This is a genomic window from Wenzhouxiangella limi, assembly GCF_010499265.1.
GTDB lineage: Bacteria > Pseudomonadota > Gammaproteobacteria > Xanthomonadales > Wenzhouxiangellaceae > Wenzhouxiangella > Wenzhouxiangella limi.
Genome location: NZ_JAAGSC010000031.1, coordinates 329,956 through 348,142, shown reverse-complemented (window position 1 = coordinate 348,142; position 18,187 = coordinate 329,956). Strand labels below are relative to the sequence as shown.

The following is an 18,187-nucleotide window of genomic DNA, read 5'->3' as shown; positions in this document are numbered from 1 at the left end:
GGTAGCAGCCCGCGCCTGCTGCTACCTGTTTGGACCGTTTCAGGGGCGCAACGTTCGCTTCAGTCCGACCGCCGGAGCAGCGTTTTGAGCGCTTGCTCGTCAAGTACTTCGACCCCGAGTTCGCGCGCCTTGTCGAGCTTTGAACCCGGGTCGGTGCCGGCGATGACGGCGGTGGTTTTTTTCGACACGCTGGAGGTGACTTTCGCGCCCTGCGTTTCCAGGGCCTGGCGGGCTTCGGAGCGCGTCAACTGCTCCAGCGATCCGGTCAGAACATAGGTTTGGCCGGCCAGCGGCAGGTCGTCGGTCTTGCGCGGCGTCTCGGGTTCGTACTCGACGCCTGCCGCCAGCAGCTGGTCGATCACTTCGCGGTTATGGGCCTCGTCGAAGAACGCCTCGATGTGTGCGCCAACCACGGGTCCGACGTCGGGCACCGCGGCCAGGGCTTCGGCATCGGCCTCGGCAACCGCTGCCAGGCTGCCGAAATGACGCGCCAGCTGCGCGGCGGTGACCTCCCCGACCTCGCGAATGCCCAGGGCGTAGAGCAGCCGGGCCAGCGTCGTGCGGCGGCTGCGCTCGAGCGCGTCGACCAGGTTGGACGCCGACTTCGCGCCCATGCGATCGAGCTGCTGCAGCGCTTCGGCGTCGAGCCGGTAGAGGTCGGCCGGGCTGTGCACCAGGTCGGCCTCGACCAGCTGGGCGACGAGCTTGCTGCCCAGGCCCTCGATGTCCATGGCCGCGCGGCTGGCGAAATGCTCGATGGCGCGCCGGCGCTGGGCCGGGCAGACCAGCCCGCCGCTGCAGCGCGCCACCGCCTCGCCTTCGACCTGCTCCACGGCCGAACCGCACGCCGGGCACTGATCCGGCATCTCCCAGACGCGGGTATCGTCCGGACGGCGATCCAGCACCGGCGCCACGACCTCGGGGATGACGTCTCCGGCCCTGCGGACCACGACCCAGTCACCCGGACGCACGTCCTTGCGCGCGACCTCATCGGCGTTGTGCAAGGTGGCGTTGGTCACCGTCACGCCGCCGACAAAGACCGGCTCCAGCCGCGCCACCGGCGTCAGGGCCCCGGTGCGCCCCACCTGTACCTCGATATCCAAAAGCCGGGTGATTTCCTCCTGGGCCGGAAACTTGTGGGCCAGCGCCCAGCGCGGCGCGCGGCTGACAAAGCCCATCTCGCGCTGCTGCTCCAGTGAATCGAGCTTGTAGACCACGCCGTCGATTTCGTAGTCCAGCGCCTGGCGGCGCTGGCTGAACCTCGAGTAGGCGCCATCCAGACCCTCCATGCCGGTGACCACGTCAACCTCGGGGCTGACCGGCAGGCCCCAGTCCTGCAGCTGCTCGAGAATGGCCGAATGGGTCTCCGGCAGACCGTCTTCGGTCGCCGCCCCGTAGCAGTAGAAATGCAGCGGCCGCTGCGCGGTCACGGCCGGATCCAGCTGGCGCAGGCTTCCGGCCGCGGCGTTGCGCGGGTTGACAAAGGTTTTCTGCCCGGCTTCGGAAAGACGCTCGTTGAGCCGCTGGAAACCGGAACGGGTCATGAATATTTCTCCTCGAACTTCAAGGAGTTCAGGAATCTTTCTACCACGGAGCTTTAATGGAATTGCGCGCACTGTGCGCACGTTGGAGGTGACGTCTTCGCCCTGCTTGCCATCGCCGCGCGTCGCCCCGAGTACCAGCCGGCCGCGCTCGTAGCGCAGGGCGATGGCCAGCCCGTCCAGCTTGGGCTCGACCGCGTATTGCACCTGGTCAAGATCCAGGCGATCGCGGATCCGGCGATCGAAGTCGGCCACCTCCTCGGCGCTGAAGGCATTGGCCAGCGACAGCATGGGGATGCTGTGGGTCACCGTCTCGAAGCCTTCGGCCGGTTCGGCGCCGACGCGCTGGGTCGGCGAGTCGGGGGTGATCAGCTCGGGCTGCTCCGCCTCCAGGGACTGGAGTTCGCGCAGCAGGCGATCGTATTCGGCATCGGAAATCGTCGGCTGATCGAGCACGTAGTAGCGATAATTGTGCTCGCGGATTTTCTCGCGCAGGCGCTCTGCCCGCTCGCGCGCGTCAGCGTCTTGCTGCTCGGCCGCCACCGCTCGACCCCGAGACGTCAGCCGCCGCCGACAAGCCCGTGCCGACGATCGTATTCGCGCATGTCTTCGCGGATCTGGGCAATGCGCTGGCGGGTCAGCAGGCACTTGCCATCGTCAAGCAGTTCGGCATCGAGCAGTTCGGCGATGCGGCGACCGGTGGCCAGCATGGCGTCCCAGGCATCCAGGGCGCTGACCGGGCCCGGCAGGGTCACGAACAGGGCGACGCCCGGGGTATCGAACACGTTCCATTCGCTGGCATCGAAATGGCCCGGCGGGGTCAGGTTGGCCATGCTGAATACCGGCCGGACATCCCCTTCGTGAAGGCGGTGGAAGATGTTCATTTCGCCGAAGGTCAGCCCCGCCTTGACCGCGGCATCGAGCAGTTCCGAGCCGTTGATGGTTCGCTCGTCTCGGCGCCGTACAAAGAGGCTGATGATCTTGTCCGGCTGCATCCGCCCCGGCGCCGTCGCGGCCGCCTCGCCTGGCTCGTCGGCCGTTGGCTGAGGGTGATCTTTGAGTCCGCCCGCCCCCGAATCGTCGGTGGCCGAGAAGGCGGGAAAGCTGGTCTGCCAGGCTGCCGGATCGGTGTCGGCGTCGGCACGGGTTTCTTCGGCGTATTCATTGCCCTCCGAATCGCCCAGGCTGGGCTCGCGCCGTCGCTGCAACCAGCGGGCATGGTTGGGCCGGGATTGCCCCCGCGGGCGATGAAAGAGCACGATGGCGGCCAGGATCACCAGGCCGAGCAGGATCAGGATCAGGCGCAGATTGTCCACGACGATTGACCGAGTCCGGAGAGAACAGCGACGAGTTTACCGCATCACTCCACGATCGCGGGGTCTGCCTTCAGCTTTCGGCCAAGGCCACGGCGCGATCGAGATCCACGCTGACGATACGCGAGACACCCGGCTCTCGCATGGTCACACCCAGCATCTGGTGGGTGACTTCCATGGTGACCTTGTTGTGGGTCACGAGCAGAAACTGCACCTGATCAGACATTTCGCGCACCATGTCGGAAAAACGTCCGACGTTGGCGTCGTCCAGCGGCGCATCGACCTCGTCGAGCAGACAGAAGGGTGCCGGGTTGAGGTTGAAGATGGCGAACACGAAAGCCACCGCCGTCAGCGCTTTTTCGCCGCCCGACATGAGGTGGATGCGCGCGATTCGCTTGCCCGGCGGCCGCGCCATGATCGCCACGCCGGCTGAAAGCCAGTCTTCTCCGACCATCTCCAGATGACCGTGGCCGCCGCCAAAGAGGCGGGGAAACAGGGTCTGCATGTTCTTGTTGACCTGCTCGAAGGTCTCGCGAAAGCGCGTGCGCGAATCGCGATCAATCCGCCCGATCGCTTTTTCCAGGGTCTCCATGGCCTCCTCGAGGTCGGCGTGCTGGCGATCCAGGTAGGCCTTGCGTTCCGCCTCGGTGTCGTGCTCTTCGATGGCCGCCAGGTTGACCGGCTCAAGCTTGCGGATTCGCGCCTCCAGCTGTTCAAGCTCCTGCTGGTATTGCCCGGTTTCCGCGTTCTCTGGCAGCTCGGCCAGAAGGTCGTCGGGCTGGCCGCCGAGCTCCGTGATCCGCTCCGACAGCGTTTCGGCCCTGAGCCGGGTTTCGTGCAGCGCCAGCTGCAGCTGCTGCTGGCGCTCACGCACTTCTTCGGCCGACGAGGCCGCCGCCTGACGAGCCTTGTCCTGCTCGCGCCAGCTGGCCTCCAGTTCTTCCAGGCTTTGCCGCGCATCGCGTAAGCGGGTTTCCACCGCCAGACGCCGTTCGAGGAGTTGATCGCGCTCCTTTTGCTGCATTTGCACCGGTTCGTCGCCCTGGGCCAGCGCTTCGCTGAGCTCCATGTAGCGGTTCTGCAGCTGCCCGACCTGGTTATCGATGCGGGCAATGGCCTGGCGCAGCGAGTCCAGCCCGGCACGGGACGACTCCAGCTTCAGCGACACTTCCTCGCGCAGTTCGCGCTGTTGGCGGTAGCGTGCGCGGGCCTGTTCCCGGGCCGAGTCCAGCTGCGTTTTCTCCCCCCGCAATGGCTCCCGACCCTGCTCGGCCTGCTCCATGGCAGCCAGCGCCTCCTGAAGCTCGCCACGCGCGGTCGCTACGGCCTGGCCGTCTTCGTGCTGGCGCCGTTCAAGCGCATCAATCTCTTCGGCCGCCTGCGAGCGCTGTCGCTGCAGTGCCTCCAGGCGGCTGTCCAGCGTGCTGATCCGGCCCTGGGCCTGGGCGCGCTCGCGCTCAGCCTGGTGAATGGCTGCCTCACGCTTGTGCAGCATCTGCTCGACCTGCTGGAGCTGGCTGCGCGCTTCCTTGAGCTCGCTTTGCAGCTCGCCGATCCGGTTTTCGTCAGCGCTGATCTCTCGCTGCAGGGTACGGATTTCCTCCTCGCGCTGAAGCAACCCACTGCGGTCGGCCTCCAGCGCCGGCTGACGCAGCCAGCCGCGTCCCATCCAGGTCCCATCGGGCGTAATCAGCGAGATCTCGGGGTCCAGCTGCCCGCTTTTCGCCCTGGCCTCGGCCAGATTTTCCACGCACTGCACGCGCGCCAGCAAGGCCGACAGCGCCCCTGCACCGCGAACATGGCTGGCCAGGGTGCCAGCAGGCGCCGACGCGTCCTGATCGGCGGCGAACACCGCCAGGCCCAGGGCCGGGGGCTCGGCGTCCGCCAGCGCTTCAAGACGCTCGCTTGCCACCCCCTGCAGCCAGTCGGCCAGAACGTGTTCCACCGCGGCCGTCCAGCGCGCCTCGGTTACCCGAATGCGCTCGAGCAGGCGGCTGGCGGGGTCTTCGCCGTGTTTGCTCAGCCATTCGGCCGCCTCGCCCTGTTCGTCGGGCTGGCGATTGAGCAGGCGCAGCGAGTCCAGCCGGGCGGCATGTTCGTGGCGTCGGGCGCGCGCCGTTTCCAGGTCGTTGCGCAGCGATTCGATGCGCGTTCGCTGCCCGCTGATTTCGCGGCGCCCGGTCTCGGCGGCTTCACGCGCTTCACGCAGGGCTTGCGCGCTGCGCTCGGCCCCGTCTTTCGCGGCCGCCTGATCGGCCTGCAGTTTTTCCAGCGCCTGGTCGTCGTTTTGACTCCGCAGCACCTGCAGACGCTCGGCGGCCCGGCCCATCCGGTCATCCAGATGCTCGATGCGCTGGCGCAGCAGTTCTGCCCGGTTTGCCGCCTGACTGGCCGTGTGCTGGTGTTCCTGCCAGCGCTGCTGCCAATCGATCAGCGCCTGTTCGGCGGTTTCCAGCGCCTGGGCAAAGGTCTTTTCCTCATCCCGGGCGGTTTCCAGGCGGGGGGTGAGCTCGGCGATCAGTTCGGTCGTCTGGCTGACCTGGGCCTTGTCGAGGATCAGGTGCTGCTTGAGCTCATTGAGCTGATGCTCGGTCTCATCGTATTCGGTCTGCTGGCGCTGGCGAATATCGCGCTGATGCTCGATGGACTGCTCAAGGCGAGCAATTTCCCCTGCGACTTCATAGAGTTCAGCCTGAATCTTAGACGCAGTCTCGCCCGCTTCGTGCTGCTGCTGGCGCAGCGATTCGAGCTCTTTTTCGGCGGCGCGCTGGTCAGCCAGCGCTGACTGCAGCTGGTTTTCAACCTGCTGCAGCTCTTTTTGCCGGGTCTCGGCCTGCCGGGTGGTCTCGCGCCAGCGCAGCGCGGTCAGGCGTGCTTCGTCTTCGCGGTAGCGGGCCTTGAGCTTGCGGTAGCGCTCGGCCGCCCGCGCCTGGCGCTTGAGTTTTTCCAGCTGCTTGCCCACTTCTTCGCGCAGATCGGCCAGGCGCTCGAGATTTTCGCGGGTGTGGCGGATACGATTTTCGGTTTCGCGCCGGCGCTCCTTGTAGCGCGAGATGCCCGCTGCCTCTTCGAGAAATGCGCGCAGTTCCTCGGGCCGGGCCTCGACGATCTGCGAGATCATGCCCTGCTCGATGATGGCGTAGCTGCGCGGCCCCAGGCCGGTGCCGAGAAACAGGTCGGTGATGTCCTTGCGCCGGCAACGGGTACCGTTGAGGAAATAGGCCGACTGCCCGTCGCGACTGACCTGGCGCCGCACCGAGATCTCGCTGTAGCTGGCGTACTCGCCGCCGGCGCGTCCGTCGCTGTTGTCGAACATCAACTCCACGGTGGCCGTGGTCACCGGCTTGCGCGCGCTCGAGCCTGAAAAAATGACGTCGCTCATCGACTCCCCGCGCAGCTGCCGGGCCGAGCTCTCGCCCATGACCCAGCGCACGGCGTCGATGATGTTGGATTTGCCGCAGCCGTTGGGGCCGACGATGCCCATCATGTTCGACGGGAAACGTACGGTGGTCGGCTCGACGAAGGATTTGAAGCCCGACAGTTTGATTGCGGTCAGTCGCATTGACGCATCAGCCAGAGGTTTTTGTTCTAATACCGCCGGCCGGGCCCGTGCCCGACCAAGAAACCATCACTCGACCAGGGAGAACCCGCCGCGTGCCCAGTCAGCCCAGTAAAGAGCTTGAAGTCTTTCCCAATCCGCAGCCGGCGCGGGATTATACCATTCGCATCCGGATCCCCGAGTTTACCTGTCTCTGCCCCAAAACGGGGCAGCCGGACTTCGCCGAACTGCTGGTCGAATACGTGCCGGACCAGTTCTGTGTCGAACTCAAGGCGCTGAAGAACTACGTCTGGAGTTTCCGCGACGAGGGCGCCTTCCACGAAGCGGTCACTAACCGAATACTGGGCGATCTGGTCGCCGCAACGCGGCCGCGTTTCATGCGTCTGAGCGCGGACTTCAACGTGCGCGGCGGCATCTACACCGCGGTGGTTGCCGAACACCGTAACCCGGACTGGCAGGCGCCAACCCCGGTCCACCTGCCCTGAGGGTCGTGCCGACGTTCAGTCGCCGACCTCCTCGACCGGCAGCATTGGTGTGATCTCGGCGGCCTGATACAGATCTTCGACCAGCGCTTCCAGGCGCTGGCGCACCAGCTGGCGCTCGATGCCTTCGCGCACCTGATCCAGCGCAGGCGCTTCCAGGTCCCGACTCGCCTGAACGCGCAGCAGCCGCCAACCCTGCGGCGTTTGCAGTGGTGCTGACAAGACATCGCCCTCGGCGGCGCCCTCCAGCATCGGCCCGAGTTCAGGACCCAGCTGACTGCGGTCGACCCAGCCGGTCGGCTCAACCAGCCAGCCTTCGCCGGCAGCGGCCTCGAGCAGGTCATCGAAACTGGCCTCACCATCCTGCAGTTCTGCCAGCCGCAGCAGGGCGTCGGCCTGCCTGGGATAGGCAATGGTCTCGAGCCGGAACTGTCGCTCGCCGGAGCGCTCGATCTGGTTGTTGTAGGTTTCGCGAATGGCCTGTTCGGTGACCGGAAACTCTTCGTGCACGCGCGAGAAATACCGCAGCTGCAGGGTTTCCATGTCGCGCAAGGCCCGCTGAGCGCGCACTTCGGGCTCAGCGGCCAGGCCTTCGCGCTCGGCGGCATTGGCCACCGCGCGCAGGCGAATCAACTCATCGAGCAGCTCGCGCATGGCGTCGTGATCGTCCTCGTCGATCCCGCGCTGGGCCATCATGAACTCCAGCATGGGCAGTGAAACCGGCTGACCATCGACCTCCACCAAAATGACGTCATCGGGGCTGATCAGCCGGTCGTTTTGCTGCTGACAGCCGGCCAGGACCACGGCCACTGCGATCAGCAAAAAACCCAGATTACGATTCATCGGCAGTCAGCGCCTCAATGTTGAGTGCATGGATATCGGTGGTCATCAACTCGCCCATGGCGGCATAGACCTTGCGATGGCGAGCCAGTCTTGGCAGCCCCAGGAAATCATTGCTGACCACCCGAACCCGGAAGTGGCCGCGCCCGTCGCGTGCGCCGGCGTGGCCGATATGGAGGTGGGACTCGTCGATGACTTCCAGGCTGTCGAGACTCAGCACCGATTCCAGACGCTGCCGGATCATGGCGACGCGTTCTGCGCTCATTGCAGCACCGCCGAGGCCCGACGGTTGGGTCCGTTTTTGCTGTCAGGTTCAATGATCGCGTACCGCATGGCGCTTGCCGTCCTTGTGTTCAGTCCATCCTGGGCGGCATTGTAACGCCCGCAGCGCCGATCGCTCGACCGATCCCGCGGTGACGGCACGGTCGTCTGCGTTAGCGGATACACTGGCGCCATGAGCGACGTCACCCCAGTGATTGGTCAGCAGGAGATGCCCTTTGCCGTGGTGCAGGGCCAGCCGTTGCTGCAGCTACCGGATGATCTGTATATTCCGCCGGATGCGCTGGAGGTTTTCCTCGAGGCCTTCGAGGGACCGCTGGATCTGCTGCTTTACCTGATCCGGCGCCAGAACCTCGACATTCTGGATATTCCGATGGCCGAGATTACCCGGCAGTACACCGGGTACATCGAGATGATGGCCGGCATGCGCCTGGAACTGGCGGCCGAGTACCTGGTCATGGCTGCGATACTGGCCGAGATCAAGTCGCGCATGCTCCTGCCGCGGCCGCAGCCGGAAGAAGAAGACGAGGGTGATCCACGCGCCGAGCTGATCCGGCGGCTGCAGGAATACGAGCGCTTCAAGCAGGCGGCCGAAGACATCGATGAACTGCCCCGCCTGGAACGCGACCTGGTGGTCGCAACGGCCGGCGTCGAAGATCATGGCCAGGTGCGCGTGCCGCCCGAAGTGGACCTGCGCGAACTGCTGCTGGCCCTGCGCGACGTGATGGCGCGAGCCGACATGCTGGCCCATCACCAGGTTCAAAGCGAGCCGCTGAGCGTGCGCGAGCGCATGAGCCGCATCGTTGACCTGCTGTCGACGAACCGTTTCGTCGAGTTCGGCCAGTGTTTCGATCTCGAAGAGGGACGCATTGGCGCAGTCGTGACCTTCCTGGCGCTGCTGGAGCTTTTGCGCGAACATTTGATCGATCTGGTCCAGCAGGATCTGTTTGCCACCATTTACGTACGCGTACCGGCGGACTGACAAACACGAGCATGGCATGGATATCGCTTACCTGAAAACCGTTGTCGAAGGCGCCCTGCTGGCCGCCGGCGGCCCCTTGAGCCTGAACCAGCTCAATGCCCTGTTCCCCGACGAGGAAAAACCCGGTCACGGACCGCTCAAGCAGGCCCTGGCGTCGCTGGATGCGGATCTAGAGAATCGAGCCGTGGAACTGACGGAAGTGGGCAGCGGCTACCGCATCCAGGTCCGGGCCAGCCTGATGCCGGTTATTTCGGCCCTGTGGAGCGAAAAACCGCCGCGCTATTCGCGCGCGCTGCTGGAAACCCTGGCCATCATCGCCTATCGTCAGCCGATCACCCGCGGCGAAATCGAGCAGATCCGGGGCGTTTCCCTGAGCGCCAACATTCTTCGTACGCTGCAGGAGCGAGAATGGATCAAGGTCGTCGGACATCGCGACGTGCCGGGCCGGCCCGAACTGCTGGGGACAACGCGCGCATTCCTCGACTACTTCAACCTTACTTCGCTTGATCAGCTGCCGACCCTGGCGGAAATCAAGGACATCGACAACCTCGAGCCCGAACTGGAGCTGATCCATCCAGCCGCAGCCGAGCCAGCCGAAGCCATTCAAGATGAACCCTCCACCGACCCGGAAAAAGAGCCGTCACAAGAGCGCGAGCCGAACTCCCTCTCAGACGAACCGCAAGACGACCGGCAAACCCCGCCGCCGAACGCGCAGCGCGACGGTTCCGCCTGAGACCGTCCAGGCCGGCACCGAACGGCTGCAAAAAGTCCTGGCCCGGGCCGGTCTGGGCTCGCGCCGTGGACTGGAGAGTCGGATCGAACAAGGCGAAGTGCTGGTCAACAAGGTCCCTGCCCGACTCGGCTCCTCGGTGGGCAGCGGCGACCTGATCGAGCTGGATCAGCGCGAATTCCGGGTCCAGGCGGCCTCGCCGGGCCATCGAACGCTGATCTATCACAAGCCCGAGGGCGAGGTGACCACCAACAGCGACCCGGAAGGCCGGCGAACCGTGTTCGACCGCCTGCCCCGACTCAAGGAAGGACGCTGGATCTCGGTCGGCCGGCTCGACCTCAATACCGCCGGACTGTTGCTGCTGACCACCGACGGTGAATTGGCCAATCGCATGATGCATCCATCGGGCGGGGTCGATCGCGAGTACCTGTGCCGCATTCGGGGCGCGGTCTCCGAGGAGCAGATCCAGCAGCTGCTCACGGGTGTCGAACTCGACGACGGGCCGGCCCGTTTTTCCGACATCGTTCCTGGCGAGGTCACCGGCGGCCATTCGTGGTACACGGTGGTCATCCTGGAAGGCCGCAACCGGGAGGTGCGGCGATTATGGGAAGCGGTCGGCGCCCAGGTAGCCCGGCTCAAGCGCGTACGCTTCGGACCGGTGTTTCTGCCACCCGCCGTTCGACCGGGACGCTATCAGGAGCTTTCGCCGGAAGATCACCGCGTGCTGCGCGAGGACGCGGGACTGCCCCCGCAGCCGATCGAACTGCTTCTCCAGCCCATGTCGATACGGGCCGCGGGCAAAGCGCCGCCGCAGCGCCGCGGCAAGGGCTGAGCGCGCTCAGTCGGTAATCGGCATCAGGGTCAGTTCGACCCGTCGGTTCATCGCCCGTCCCGCCGGCGTATCGTTGTCGGCCACCGGATAGTCCGGACCGTAGCCATAGGTCGCGACCCGCGCCGGACTGACGCCTTGCGAAATCAGGTAACGCCCGACAGTATCGGCTCGCTGCTCGGACAGGCGCAGGTTGTAGCTGCGCGACCCGGTTGAATCGGTATGCCCGTCGATCACCAGCACGGTACTTTCAAATTCCTCCAGCACCAGTGCCACCGAGTCCAGGACCTCGAAAAACTCCGGATTCAGCGCAGCCGAATCGAAATCGAAGGTCACCTGCGCCGGCATATTGAGGATGATCTCGTCCCCGCGCCGGGTCACGCTGACGCCAGAGCCGGCCAGCTGGCGGCGCAGCGCTTCTTCGTTGCGGTCCATGTACGAACCAACGGCCGCCCCGGTCAGGGCGCCCACGCCTGCCCCGATGGCCACGCGCTTGAGGCGGTCACCGCCGGAGATGGCGCCGATCACCGCGCCGATGCCCGCCCCGATCGCCGCCCCCTGCCCGGTGCGCGTCGGACGCGGCTCTCCGGTCCACGGATCGGTGGTGGTGGCACAGGCAGCCAGGGTGACAATCACCATGACCAGGAGAATGGATCTGGATCGGCGGGTTGGGTTCAAGCGAATACTCCTGATGGTCGAAAACGAGGTGCATTGAGCTTTCATTCTACGCCTGTCTCCTCCAGCCAGCGATACAGGGTCCTGCGACCGACCCCGAGAAGCGCGGCGGCGCGACGCTTGTTGCCATCGACCCGTTCAAGTACGTATTGGACGTAGCGCTGCCGCAGCTGCGCAAGGCTGGGCAGCATGTCGCCCTCCAGCACAGCTGCGGGAATGTCCGCGGCAACCGAGACCGCGGGCGCAGATGGCTTTCGAACCCGTTCGGGCAGATGTTCGGGACGGACCTCGTCGTCGTCGCAAAAAGCCACCGCCCGCTCCATGGCGTTGCGAAGCTCGCGCACGTTGCCCGGCCAGGAATAGCGTTTCATCGCCGCCAGCGCGCGCTCGGAAAGCCGGCGCGCCGGGCGTTGCCGGGCCGCGGCAAAACGGCCTAAAAACCGCATCGCCAGCAATTCGAGATCATCGCCGCGCTCGCGCAGCGGCGGCAGCAGAAGCTGAAAGGCCTCGAGACGATAGTAGAGATCTTCCCGAAACTCGCCGGAGGCGGCCTTGCTGGCCAGGTCGACGTTGGTGGCCGCGATCACGCGCACGTCGACCTGGTGTTCGCGGTCGGCACCCACGGGGCGGACTCGCCCGTCCTGCAGGGCTCGCAGCAGCTTGGCCTGAAGCGCGAGGGGCATCTCACCGATCTCATCGAGAAACAAAGTCCCTCCCTCGGCCTCGCGAAACAGCCCGGGTCGGGCCTGTTCGGCACCGGAAAAGGCTCCGGCGGCATGGCCGAAGAACTCGCTTTCCAGCAGCTCGGCCGGAACCCCAGCGCAGTTGACGGCCAAAAAGGGCCTGGCCGCGCGTCCGCTTTCGGCATGGATCGCCCGTGCCACCAGGTCCTTCCCCGTTCCGGACTCACCGCTGATCAGGACCGGTCCGTCGGCCAGGGCAATACGCTGAATTCGATCGATCAGCGACTGCATGGCCGGGCTGTTGCCTTCCAGGCCGTGAAAGTCCGGCGCGTCAAGCAGCCCGCGATAACGACGAACCTGGTCTTGCAGCCGGCGGTTGGCCAGCAGACGTTCCACGCTCAGCAGAAAATGATCCATGTCCAGCGGCTTGGTCAGGAAGTTGTCGGCGCCGGCCTTGAGGGCGGCAACGGCACGGTCCACGGTGCCGTAGGCGCTGATCATCAGGACCGCGGGCTGAAAATCCAGCGCCTTGAGATCTTCAATCAGCGCCAGCCCGTCTTTGCCCGGCAGCTGCAGGTCGCTGACCACCAGGTCCGGTCTGCGGCGCTCTATCCACTCCAGGGCCTCCTCGGCGCTGCCGAAGGCCTGGGCAATATAACCTTCTGCCTCGAGCTCCTCGATCAGCAGCTCCGCCAGGGCCTGGTCGTCTTCCACGACCAGGATGGTGCTGTCCGCCGCGCTCACGTCGCCTCCCCGAAAGTGAGCGTGAAGCGCGCGCCCCCCAGCACCGGCGATCGATCAACCGTCACGACCGCGTCGTGCTCTTCGGCAACGGATCGAACAATGGCCAGCCCCAGGCCGGTGCCCTGCCCGTTTTCGCGGCGGGTCTGGAACGGCTCGAAAATCTGCGTGACCAGCCCCTCTTCAACGCCGCTGCCATCGTCCTCGACCTGGATCTTGACGCCTTCGTCGCCGCAGCGCTCGGCGGAAACCCGCACCCGCGTGGTGGCTGCCTGCAGCGCATTTCGCACCAGATTGAGCAGCGCGTGCTCAAGTCTGATTTCATGTCCGGTAATGGCCAGTTCGGGCGCTGTCCTGACGACCTCGACGTCAATGCCGAGGGTCTCGCGTTCCGGCCCAACGCTGCCACTGACCGCGTCCAGCAAACGCTCGACCGGGATCGTGACCGGGGCCTGATGATCACTGCGGACGAAGTCCATCAGCTGCCGGATCAGCTGCCGGGTGCGTTGAATCTGGCTGCGCATTCTCGCCAGTCGGCGCTGCGCCTCCTCGTCGGGATCGCCGTGTTGCAGCAGGCGCCGGGCATCGCCGTCGATCACCGTCAGCGGCGCTCCAAGCTCATGCGCCACGCCGGAGGAAAACCGGCCCAGTGCGGCCAGATTCTCCTGCTCGCGAAGGCGCTCGGTCATGCGCAGATGCTCGCGCCGCTGTTGTTCGATCCGCGCTTCCATCTCGGCGATCGCGTCGAGCATGCGATTGAGGCCGCGGCCCAGCGCAACCAGTTCGCTGGGGCCGCTGACCGGGGCGCGATGATCACGATCACCGGCCTCGACTCGGCTCATGCTCCCCAGCAGCGTGCGCACGTGGCGACTGACCGCCTGGCGGTGCCCGAACAGCACCACCAGCACCATCAACGCGACCACGGCCGCCCAAACCCACCATCCGCGCTCGCGAATCCGGGCCAGCTGGCCGGCGATGTCGCTTTCCTGGCGCACGACCTGGAGCAGCCCGATAATGCGCCCCGTCGCCCCGGTCAGCGGAACGAAGTACGAATAAACCTCCTCGCCGGCCAGCTCGGCGTATTCGCCCAGCTCCTGACCCAGTTCGACCAGCTCGGCGGCCTGGATCTGGGCGCGGGTACCCGGGCGGGCCTCGCCGGCGACAACAACGCGCCTGCCGTCATCGTCATAGACGTAGGCACCATAGACGCGGCCGATTTCGAAGACCGCGTCCAGAGACTGCGAAACACGGTCCAGATCACCTTCCGCGTAGGCCTGCTGAACCGGCATGCGGATGGCCCGGGCCACCAGCTCGATTTCCTTTTCCAGCCGCCGCTCGACCAGCCCCTCGACCGCCTGGAACGTGGTCCAGACGACAAACGCGGCCAGCAGCGTCAGCGGCAGCAGGATCTGAAGAATCAGGCGGGTTCTGAGACTGTGCATATGACGTTGATTACGAGACACATGCGTCATGATGACACATCAGCTCGTCTTCTGTTCGGAAACCGAGAATACAAACCATTGAAAAACAAGCACTCGATATTTTGGCATGATGCATGCATATACATTACTGCGATTCACCCAAACCGCAAACAGGAGTAGCGTAATGAAGATTCGCAATAGCTTGATGTCCCTCGTCATCGCCCTGAGCTTCGGCCTGACCGCCGCAGTGGCCCAGGAAGGTCAAATGCAGCAGCCGCCGGCCGATATCGATGTTTCCGATCAGCAGCTCGAGCAGTTTGCCGAAGCGCAGACCTCGATCATCGAGATTCAGCAGGACTTTTCGGAGCGTCTGCAGGGCGTGGAAGACCCCGAGCGGGCACAGGAGCTGCAGGTGCAGGCCAACGAGGAAATGACCAGCGCCGTCGATGCTGCCGGACTGGACGTGGAGTCTTTCAACGCCATCGCCATGGCGATCCAGAACGATCCTGAACTGCAGCAGCGCCTGACCGAGATGCTGCAGAACACGCAGTAAACGGCAACACCAGGCAGCGAAAAAGGCCGGATCCCGCTCGGGGTTCGGCCTTTTTTTCGCTTTTCGTCTTAATAGATTCGCCGACCGCTGCGCGCGTAGCGGCGGATCACTTCAGCCGCGGCCGAGCGAAGAATTCCCGTGCGCACTGCAATCCCGCGCGCGGCCAGCTGTGAGATCCACTGATCAGAACGGTCGCCCTCATCGAATCCGGCCGCCTCTGCATCAACCTTGCTGGCGCCGCACACAAGGGTACTGACCCCCGACCAGGGAACGGCACCAAGGCACATCGCACACGGCTCGCACGAACTCACCAGCTCCACCGGACCCAGGCCCGTCTCGGCCAGGCTCGACAGCCCCAGACGTTGCTGGGCCAGGCTCAAGGCCAGAATTTCGGCGTGGGCGGATGAGCAGTTGCCCGGCTCGACCCGATTGACCCCGACCGCCAGCACCCGGCCGGACTCGGCTGCGACCACCAGGGCCCCGAACGGCCCGCCGCTGTCGTTGGCAACGTTTTGCTCCGCCAGGCTGATGGCCACCCGCATTCTCTCTTCCGGACTTTCCAGCACCGGCGGTAAACTGGCCAGGAAGTCGTTGACCCAGGCCGGCAAGTGGATCTGAATACAGGGCGCCCGCATCAGGCACCCCCGCGCGCGCGCAGCGCTTCGAACAGCGCCACGCCGGCGGCCACGGAAACATTGAGGCTCTCGATCGCGCCGGGCATGGGGATACGGACAAGCTGGTCGCACTGCTCGCGGGTCAAACGGCGCATGCCGCGCTCTTCGCTGCCCATGACCAGGGCGGCCGCCCCGTCCAGATCGGCCTCGTACAGGGTGGATTCCGCGTCGCCGGCCAGGCCGACCCGCCACAGCCCGTAATCGCCAATCATGCGCAGACTGCGCGCCAGATTGGTGACGATCGCGAACGGAATTCGTTCCGTAGCTCCGGCTGCCGCGCGACGGCTCGCGGCCGTCAATCCGGCGGCCCGATTCTTGGGAACGACGACCGCGCTGGCACCGGCAGCCGCCGCCGAGCGGATGCAGGCACCCAGGTTATGCGGATCGCTGACGCCATCGAGGACCAGCAGCAACGGTCGCTCTTGCCGTTCGAGCAGCTGCTCCAGCCCGCTTTCTGTCAGCGGTTCGCGGGGCCGGAATTCGACGATCACCCCCTGGTGGCGAATACCGTCCGAGCGGCGGTCCAGCGCGCGGGTGTCGCAGTGTTCGATCGAGATGCCGGCGGCACTCAAATCCTGGCCAAGACGCGTCAACCGATCAGAAGATGGGTTCAGCCAGACCCGGACGATGCGCTCGGGGGCGACATCAAGCAGGCCCGAGACCGCATTAACCCCCATCGCCATCTCACGCCTCATGGCTCTGGCGAATCCTCGACCAGGCGCAGATCGATCTTGCGTTCCTCGACATTGACCGCCGCCAGTTCGACGCGAACGCGATCGGCCAGCCGCAGACGGATGCCGCGACGCTTGCCCGTCAGGCTGTGACCAACCGGATCGAAGTGGTAATAGTCATTCGGCAAGGCCGTCACGTGGACCAGCCCGCTGACGCCGTAGTCGGGCAGCTCCACGAACAGACCGAAACTGGTCACGCCGGTGACGATGCCGTCAAAGGTATCGCCGAGGTGGCGCTGCATGAACTGCGCTTTCAGGCGTTCGTCCACGTCACGCGCGGCCTCCTCGGCCCGGCGCTCGGTCCACGAACAGTGCCGGCCCAACTCTGCCATCCGTTCCTCTCCATAGGGGAAACTGCCCCGATCGCGTTTTCGCACCAGGTGCTTGATGGCGCGATGCAGCAGCAGGTCCGGATAGCGTCGAATCGGCGAGGTGAAGTGCGCATAGCTGGCCAACGCAAGGCCGAAGTGTCCCCGGTTTTCGGGCTGATAGACCGCCAGAGACAGCGACCGGAGAAGCACGGCGTTGACCAGCGGCCGCAGCGGCGAGTCGGCCACCTGGTTCTGGATGGCGGCGAACTGGGCCGGTTCGGGCTCGTCTTTCCAGCGCACGCTCAAGCCCTGGGCCCGGAGAAATTCCTCCAGCGCTTCGAGCTTGTCCGACTGCGGCGGCTCGTGGACCCGGTAAAGCATCGGCAGCTGATCGCCGACAAAGCGCGCCGCCTCGACGTTGGCGGCAATCATGCATTCTTCGATCAGCCGATGGGCGTCGTGGCGGGTGCTCAGGCGAATATCGGCCACGCGCCCCTCGGCGTCGAACTGAAAATAGACCGCCTGCGAGTCGAAATCCAGCGCCCCGCGCCGCTGCCGCCGCCGCGCCAGGCCGAGGTAGACCGCGTAGAGCTGTTCCAGGGGTTCGAGCACGTGGGCAAAACGCTCGCGCAGATCAGCGTCACCGCCGTTGACGATGCGCTCGACCTGGTCGTAGGTCATGCGCGCATGCGAGCGCAGGACGGCCTCGTAGAAGCGGCTACCCAGCACCTTGCCGCGATCGTCGAGTTTCATGTCGCAGACCAGGCAGAGGCGGTCGACCTCCGGGTTGAGCGAACACAGCCCGTTCGACAGCGCCTCGGGCAGCATGGGGATCACGCGATCGGGGAAATAGACCGAGGTGCCGCGCTGGCAGGCTTCGGTATCAAGTGAACTTTCGGGCTGGACGTATTCGGCCACGTCGGCGATGGCCACGATCAGCCGATAGCCGTCGCCGCGCGGCTCGGCATAGACCGCGTCATCGAAATCGCGCGCGTCGGCACCGTCGATCGTGACCAGCGGCAACTGCCTCAAATCGACGCGATTAGCGGCGATGTCGGGATCGATTTCGTCGCCGAAGGCCTTGGCCTGGTCAGCCACCTCGTCGGGAAACTCGGCCGGCAGCTGGTAGGAAAACACGGCCATGTCGGTGGCAATGCCCGGCTCGTCGGCCTGTCCAAGCACCGCGATCAGCTCTCCAACCGGTCCCCGATGCGCGCTGGGCGGTCGCTCGATGCGCGCGACCACGATCTGGCCGGGGCTGGCATCACCGACCCGCTCCAGCGGAATCAGGATGTCCTGGGTCAGGCGCGGGTCGTCCGGCACAACGGTAGCGACCCCGCTTTCGATCATCAGCCGGCCGACGACCTGGGCGTGGGCGCGCTCGACGACCTCGACGATACCGCCTTCCTTGCGTCCGCGCCGGTCCACACCGGTGACGGCGGCCAGCACCCGATCGCCGTTGAAAACCTGGCGCATCTGGCGCGGCGAGAGGTACAGATCGTCGCCGCCAGCATCCGGGATAACGAAACCGAAACCGTCGGCGTGCGCGCTGATGCGCCCGGCGACCAGGTCCATCTCGCGCGCCAGGCCGTAGGCGGCGCGGCGGTTGCGGACCACCTCGCCGCGGTTGACGAGATCAACCAGCAAGGGTTTGAGCAGACGGTCCGAGGCGGCCTTGTCCAGGTCAAATATCGCCGACAGCCGGCGCCGCGTGAGCGGACGGTCCGCCTCGGCCAAGGTACGCCGGAGATCGTCCAGCGTGATCGGTTTGGGTTCATTCATGGCGGTCATGATACTCCGCCAACGCTGTTCTTCGGGCCCGAAAAGGGGCCGGCGGTCAAAC

Annotated in this window: 16 protein-coding genes; 5 read left to right on the top strand and 11 right to left on the bottom strand. The window is 65.5% G+C overall.

Features of this window, described 5'->3' with window-relative positions:
* Positions 1-59: 59 nt before the first annotated feature.
* From ligA to smc, 3 genes are all read right to left on the bottom strand, one after another.
* Positions 60-2,084 carry an NAD-dependent DNA ligase LigA gene (gene ligA / locus G3I74_RS03250; RefSeq protein ID WP_164210129.1) on the bottom strand — a complete coding sequence of 675 codons (2,025 nt, stop codon included), beginning with the start codon at positions 2,082-2,084 and terminating at the stop codon, positions 60-62.
* Positions 2,085-2,101: 17 nt separating this feature from the next.
* On the bottom strand, positions 2,102-2,857 hold the full coding sequence (zipA, locus tag G3I74_RS03245; protein ID WP_164210128.1) for a cell division protein ZipA: 756 nt from the start codon (positions 2,855-2,857) through the stop codon (positions 2,102-2,104).
* A 70-nt stretch (positions 2,858-2,927) separates the two neighbouring features.
* Entirely contained in the window at positions 2,928-6,416 is a 3,489-nt protein-coding gene (smc, locus tag G3I74_RS03240) for a chromosome segregation protein SMC (RefSeq protein WP_164210127.1), read from the bottom strand.
* A gap of 92 nt (positions 6,417-6,508) precedes the next feature.
* Here smc and queF point away from each other — a divergent pair, with 92 nt between their 5' ends.
* Positions 6,509-6,898, top strand: a complete 390-nt coding sequence (queF, locus tag G3I74_RS03235) for a preQ(1) synthase (RefSeq protein ID WP_164210126.1) — start codon at positions 6,509-6,511, stop codon at positions 6,896-6,898.
* 15 nt (positions 6,899-6,913) lie between these two features.
* Here queF and G3I74_RS03230 read toward each other — a convergent pair whose 3' ends face one another.
* Both G3I74_RS03230 and G3I74_RS03225 read right to left on the bottom strand, forming a co-directional pair.
* On the bottom strand, positions 6,914-7,738 hold the full coding sequence (locus G3I74_RS03230) for a peptidylprolyl isomerase (protein WP_164210125.1): 825 nt from the start codon (positions 7,736-7,738) through the stop codon (positions 6,914-6,916).
* Positions 7,728-8,000, bottom strand: a complete 273-nt coding sequence (locus G3I74_RS03225; protein WP_164210124.1) for a BolA family protein — start codon at positions 7,998-8,000, stop codon at positions 7,728-7,730. The genes G3I74_RS03230 and G3I74_RS03225 overlap by 11 nt, the downstream gene beginning before the upstream one ends.
* A gap of 189 nt (positions 8,001-8,189) precedes the next feature.
* Here G3I74_RS03225 and G3I74_RS03220 point away from each other — a divergent pair, with 189 nt between their 5' ends.
* Genes G3I74_RS03220 through G3I74_RS03210 form a run of 3 tightly spaced genes read left to right on the top strand, consistent with a single transcriptional unit; the run spans position 8,190 to position 10,558 of the window.
* Complete coding sequence (locus G3I74_RS03220) at positions 8,190-8,996, top strand: segregation and condensation protein A (RefSeq protein ID WP_164210123.1); 807 nt, start codon at positions 8,190-8,192, stop codon at positions 8,994-8,996.
* Positions 8,997-9,012: 16 nt separating this feature from the next.
* Positions 9,013-9,729 carry an SMC-Scp complex subunit ScpB gene (scpB, locus tag G3I74_RS15820; protein ID WP_164210122.1) on the top strand — a complete coding sequence of 239 codons (717 nt, stop codon included), beginning with the start codon at positions 9,013-9,015 and terminating at the stop codon, positions 9,727-9,729.
* 25 nt (positions 9,730-9,754) lie between these two features.
* Positions 9,755-10,558, top strand: coding sequence for a pseudouridine synthase (locus tag G3I74_RS03210; protein WP_239056560.1), 804 nt, complete (start codon positions 9,755-9,757; stop codon positions 10,556-10,558).
* Between the two features lie 6 nt (positions 10,559-10,564).
* Here G3I74_RS03210 and G3I74_RS03205 read toward each other — a convergent pair whose 3' ends face one another.
* From G3I74_RS03205 to G3I74_RS03195, 3 genes are all read right to left on the bottom strand, one after another.
* Positions 10,565-11,194: a YiaD family glycine zipper/OmpA-like lipoprotein gene (locus tag G3I74_RS03205; RefSeq protein ID WP_164210285.1), complete on the bottom strand. Its 630-nt coding sequence runs from the start codon at positions 11,192-11,194 to the stop codon at positions 10,565-10,567.
* Between the two features lie 80 nt (positions 11,195-11,274).
* Positions 11,275-12,657, bottom strand: a complete 1,383-nt coding sequence (locus tag G3I74_RS03200; RefSeq protein WP_164210120.1) for a sigma 54-interacting transcriptional regulator — start codon at positions 12,655-12,657, stop codon at positions 11,275-11,277.
* Complete coding sequence (locus G3I74_RS03195; RefSeq protein ID WP_164210119.1) at positions 12,654-14,126, bottom strand: ATP-binding protein; 1,473 nt, start codon at positions 14,124-14,126, stop codon at positions 12,654-12,656. Before G3I74_RS03195 ends, G3I74_RS03200 begins: the two co-directional genes overlap by 4 nt.
* A 133-nt stretch (positions 14,127-14,259) precedes the next feature.
* Between G3I74_RS03195 and G3I74_RS03190 the strand changes: the two genes are divergently transcribed.
* Positions 14,260-14,628, top strand: coding sequence for a DUF4168 domain-containing protein (locus G3I74_RS03190; protein ID WP_164210118.1), 369 nt, complete (start codon positions 14,260-14,262; stop codon positions 14,626-14,628).
* A gap of 68 nt (positions 14,629-14,696) precedes the next feature.
* Here G3I74_RS03190 and G3I74_RS03185 read toward each other — a convergent pair whose 3' ends face one another.
* Genes G3I74_RS03185 through rnr form a run of 3 tightly spaced genes read right to left on the bottom strand, consistent with a single transcriptional unit; the run spans position 14,697 to position 18,126 of the window.
* Positions 14,697-15,263 carry a nucleoside deaminase gene (locus G3I74_RS03185; protein ID WP_164210117.1) on the bottom strand — a complete coding sequence of 189 codons (567 nt, stop codon included), beginning with the start codon at positions 15,261-15,263 and terminating at the stop codon, positions 14,697-14,699.
* Positions 15,263-15,997, bottom strand: a complete 735-nt coding sequence (gene rlmB / locus G3I74_RS03180; protein WP_164210116.1) for a 23S rRNA (guanosine(2251)-2'-O)-methyltransferase RlmB — start codon at positions 15,995-15,997, stop codon at positions 15,263-15,265. The genes G3I74_RS03185 and rlmB overlap by 1 nt, the downstream gene beginning before the upstream one ends.
* Positions 15,994-18,126, bottom strand: coding sequence for a ribonuclease R (rnr, locus tag G3I74_RS03175; RefSeq protein WP_164210115.1), 2,133 nt, complete (start codon positions 18,124-18,126; stop codon positions 15,994-15,996). Before rnr ends, rlmB begins: the two co-directional genes overlap by 4 nt.
* Between the last annotated feature and the right edge of the window lie 61 nt (positions 18,127-18,187).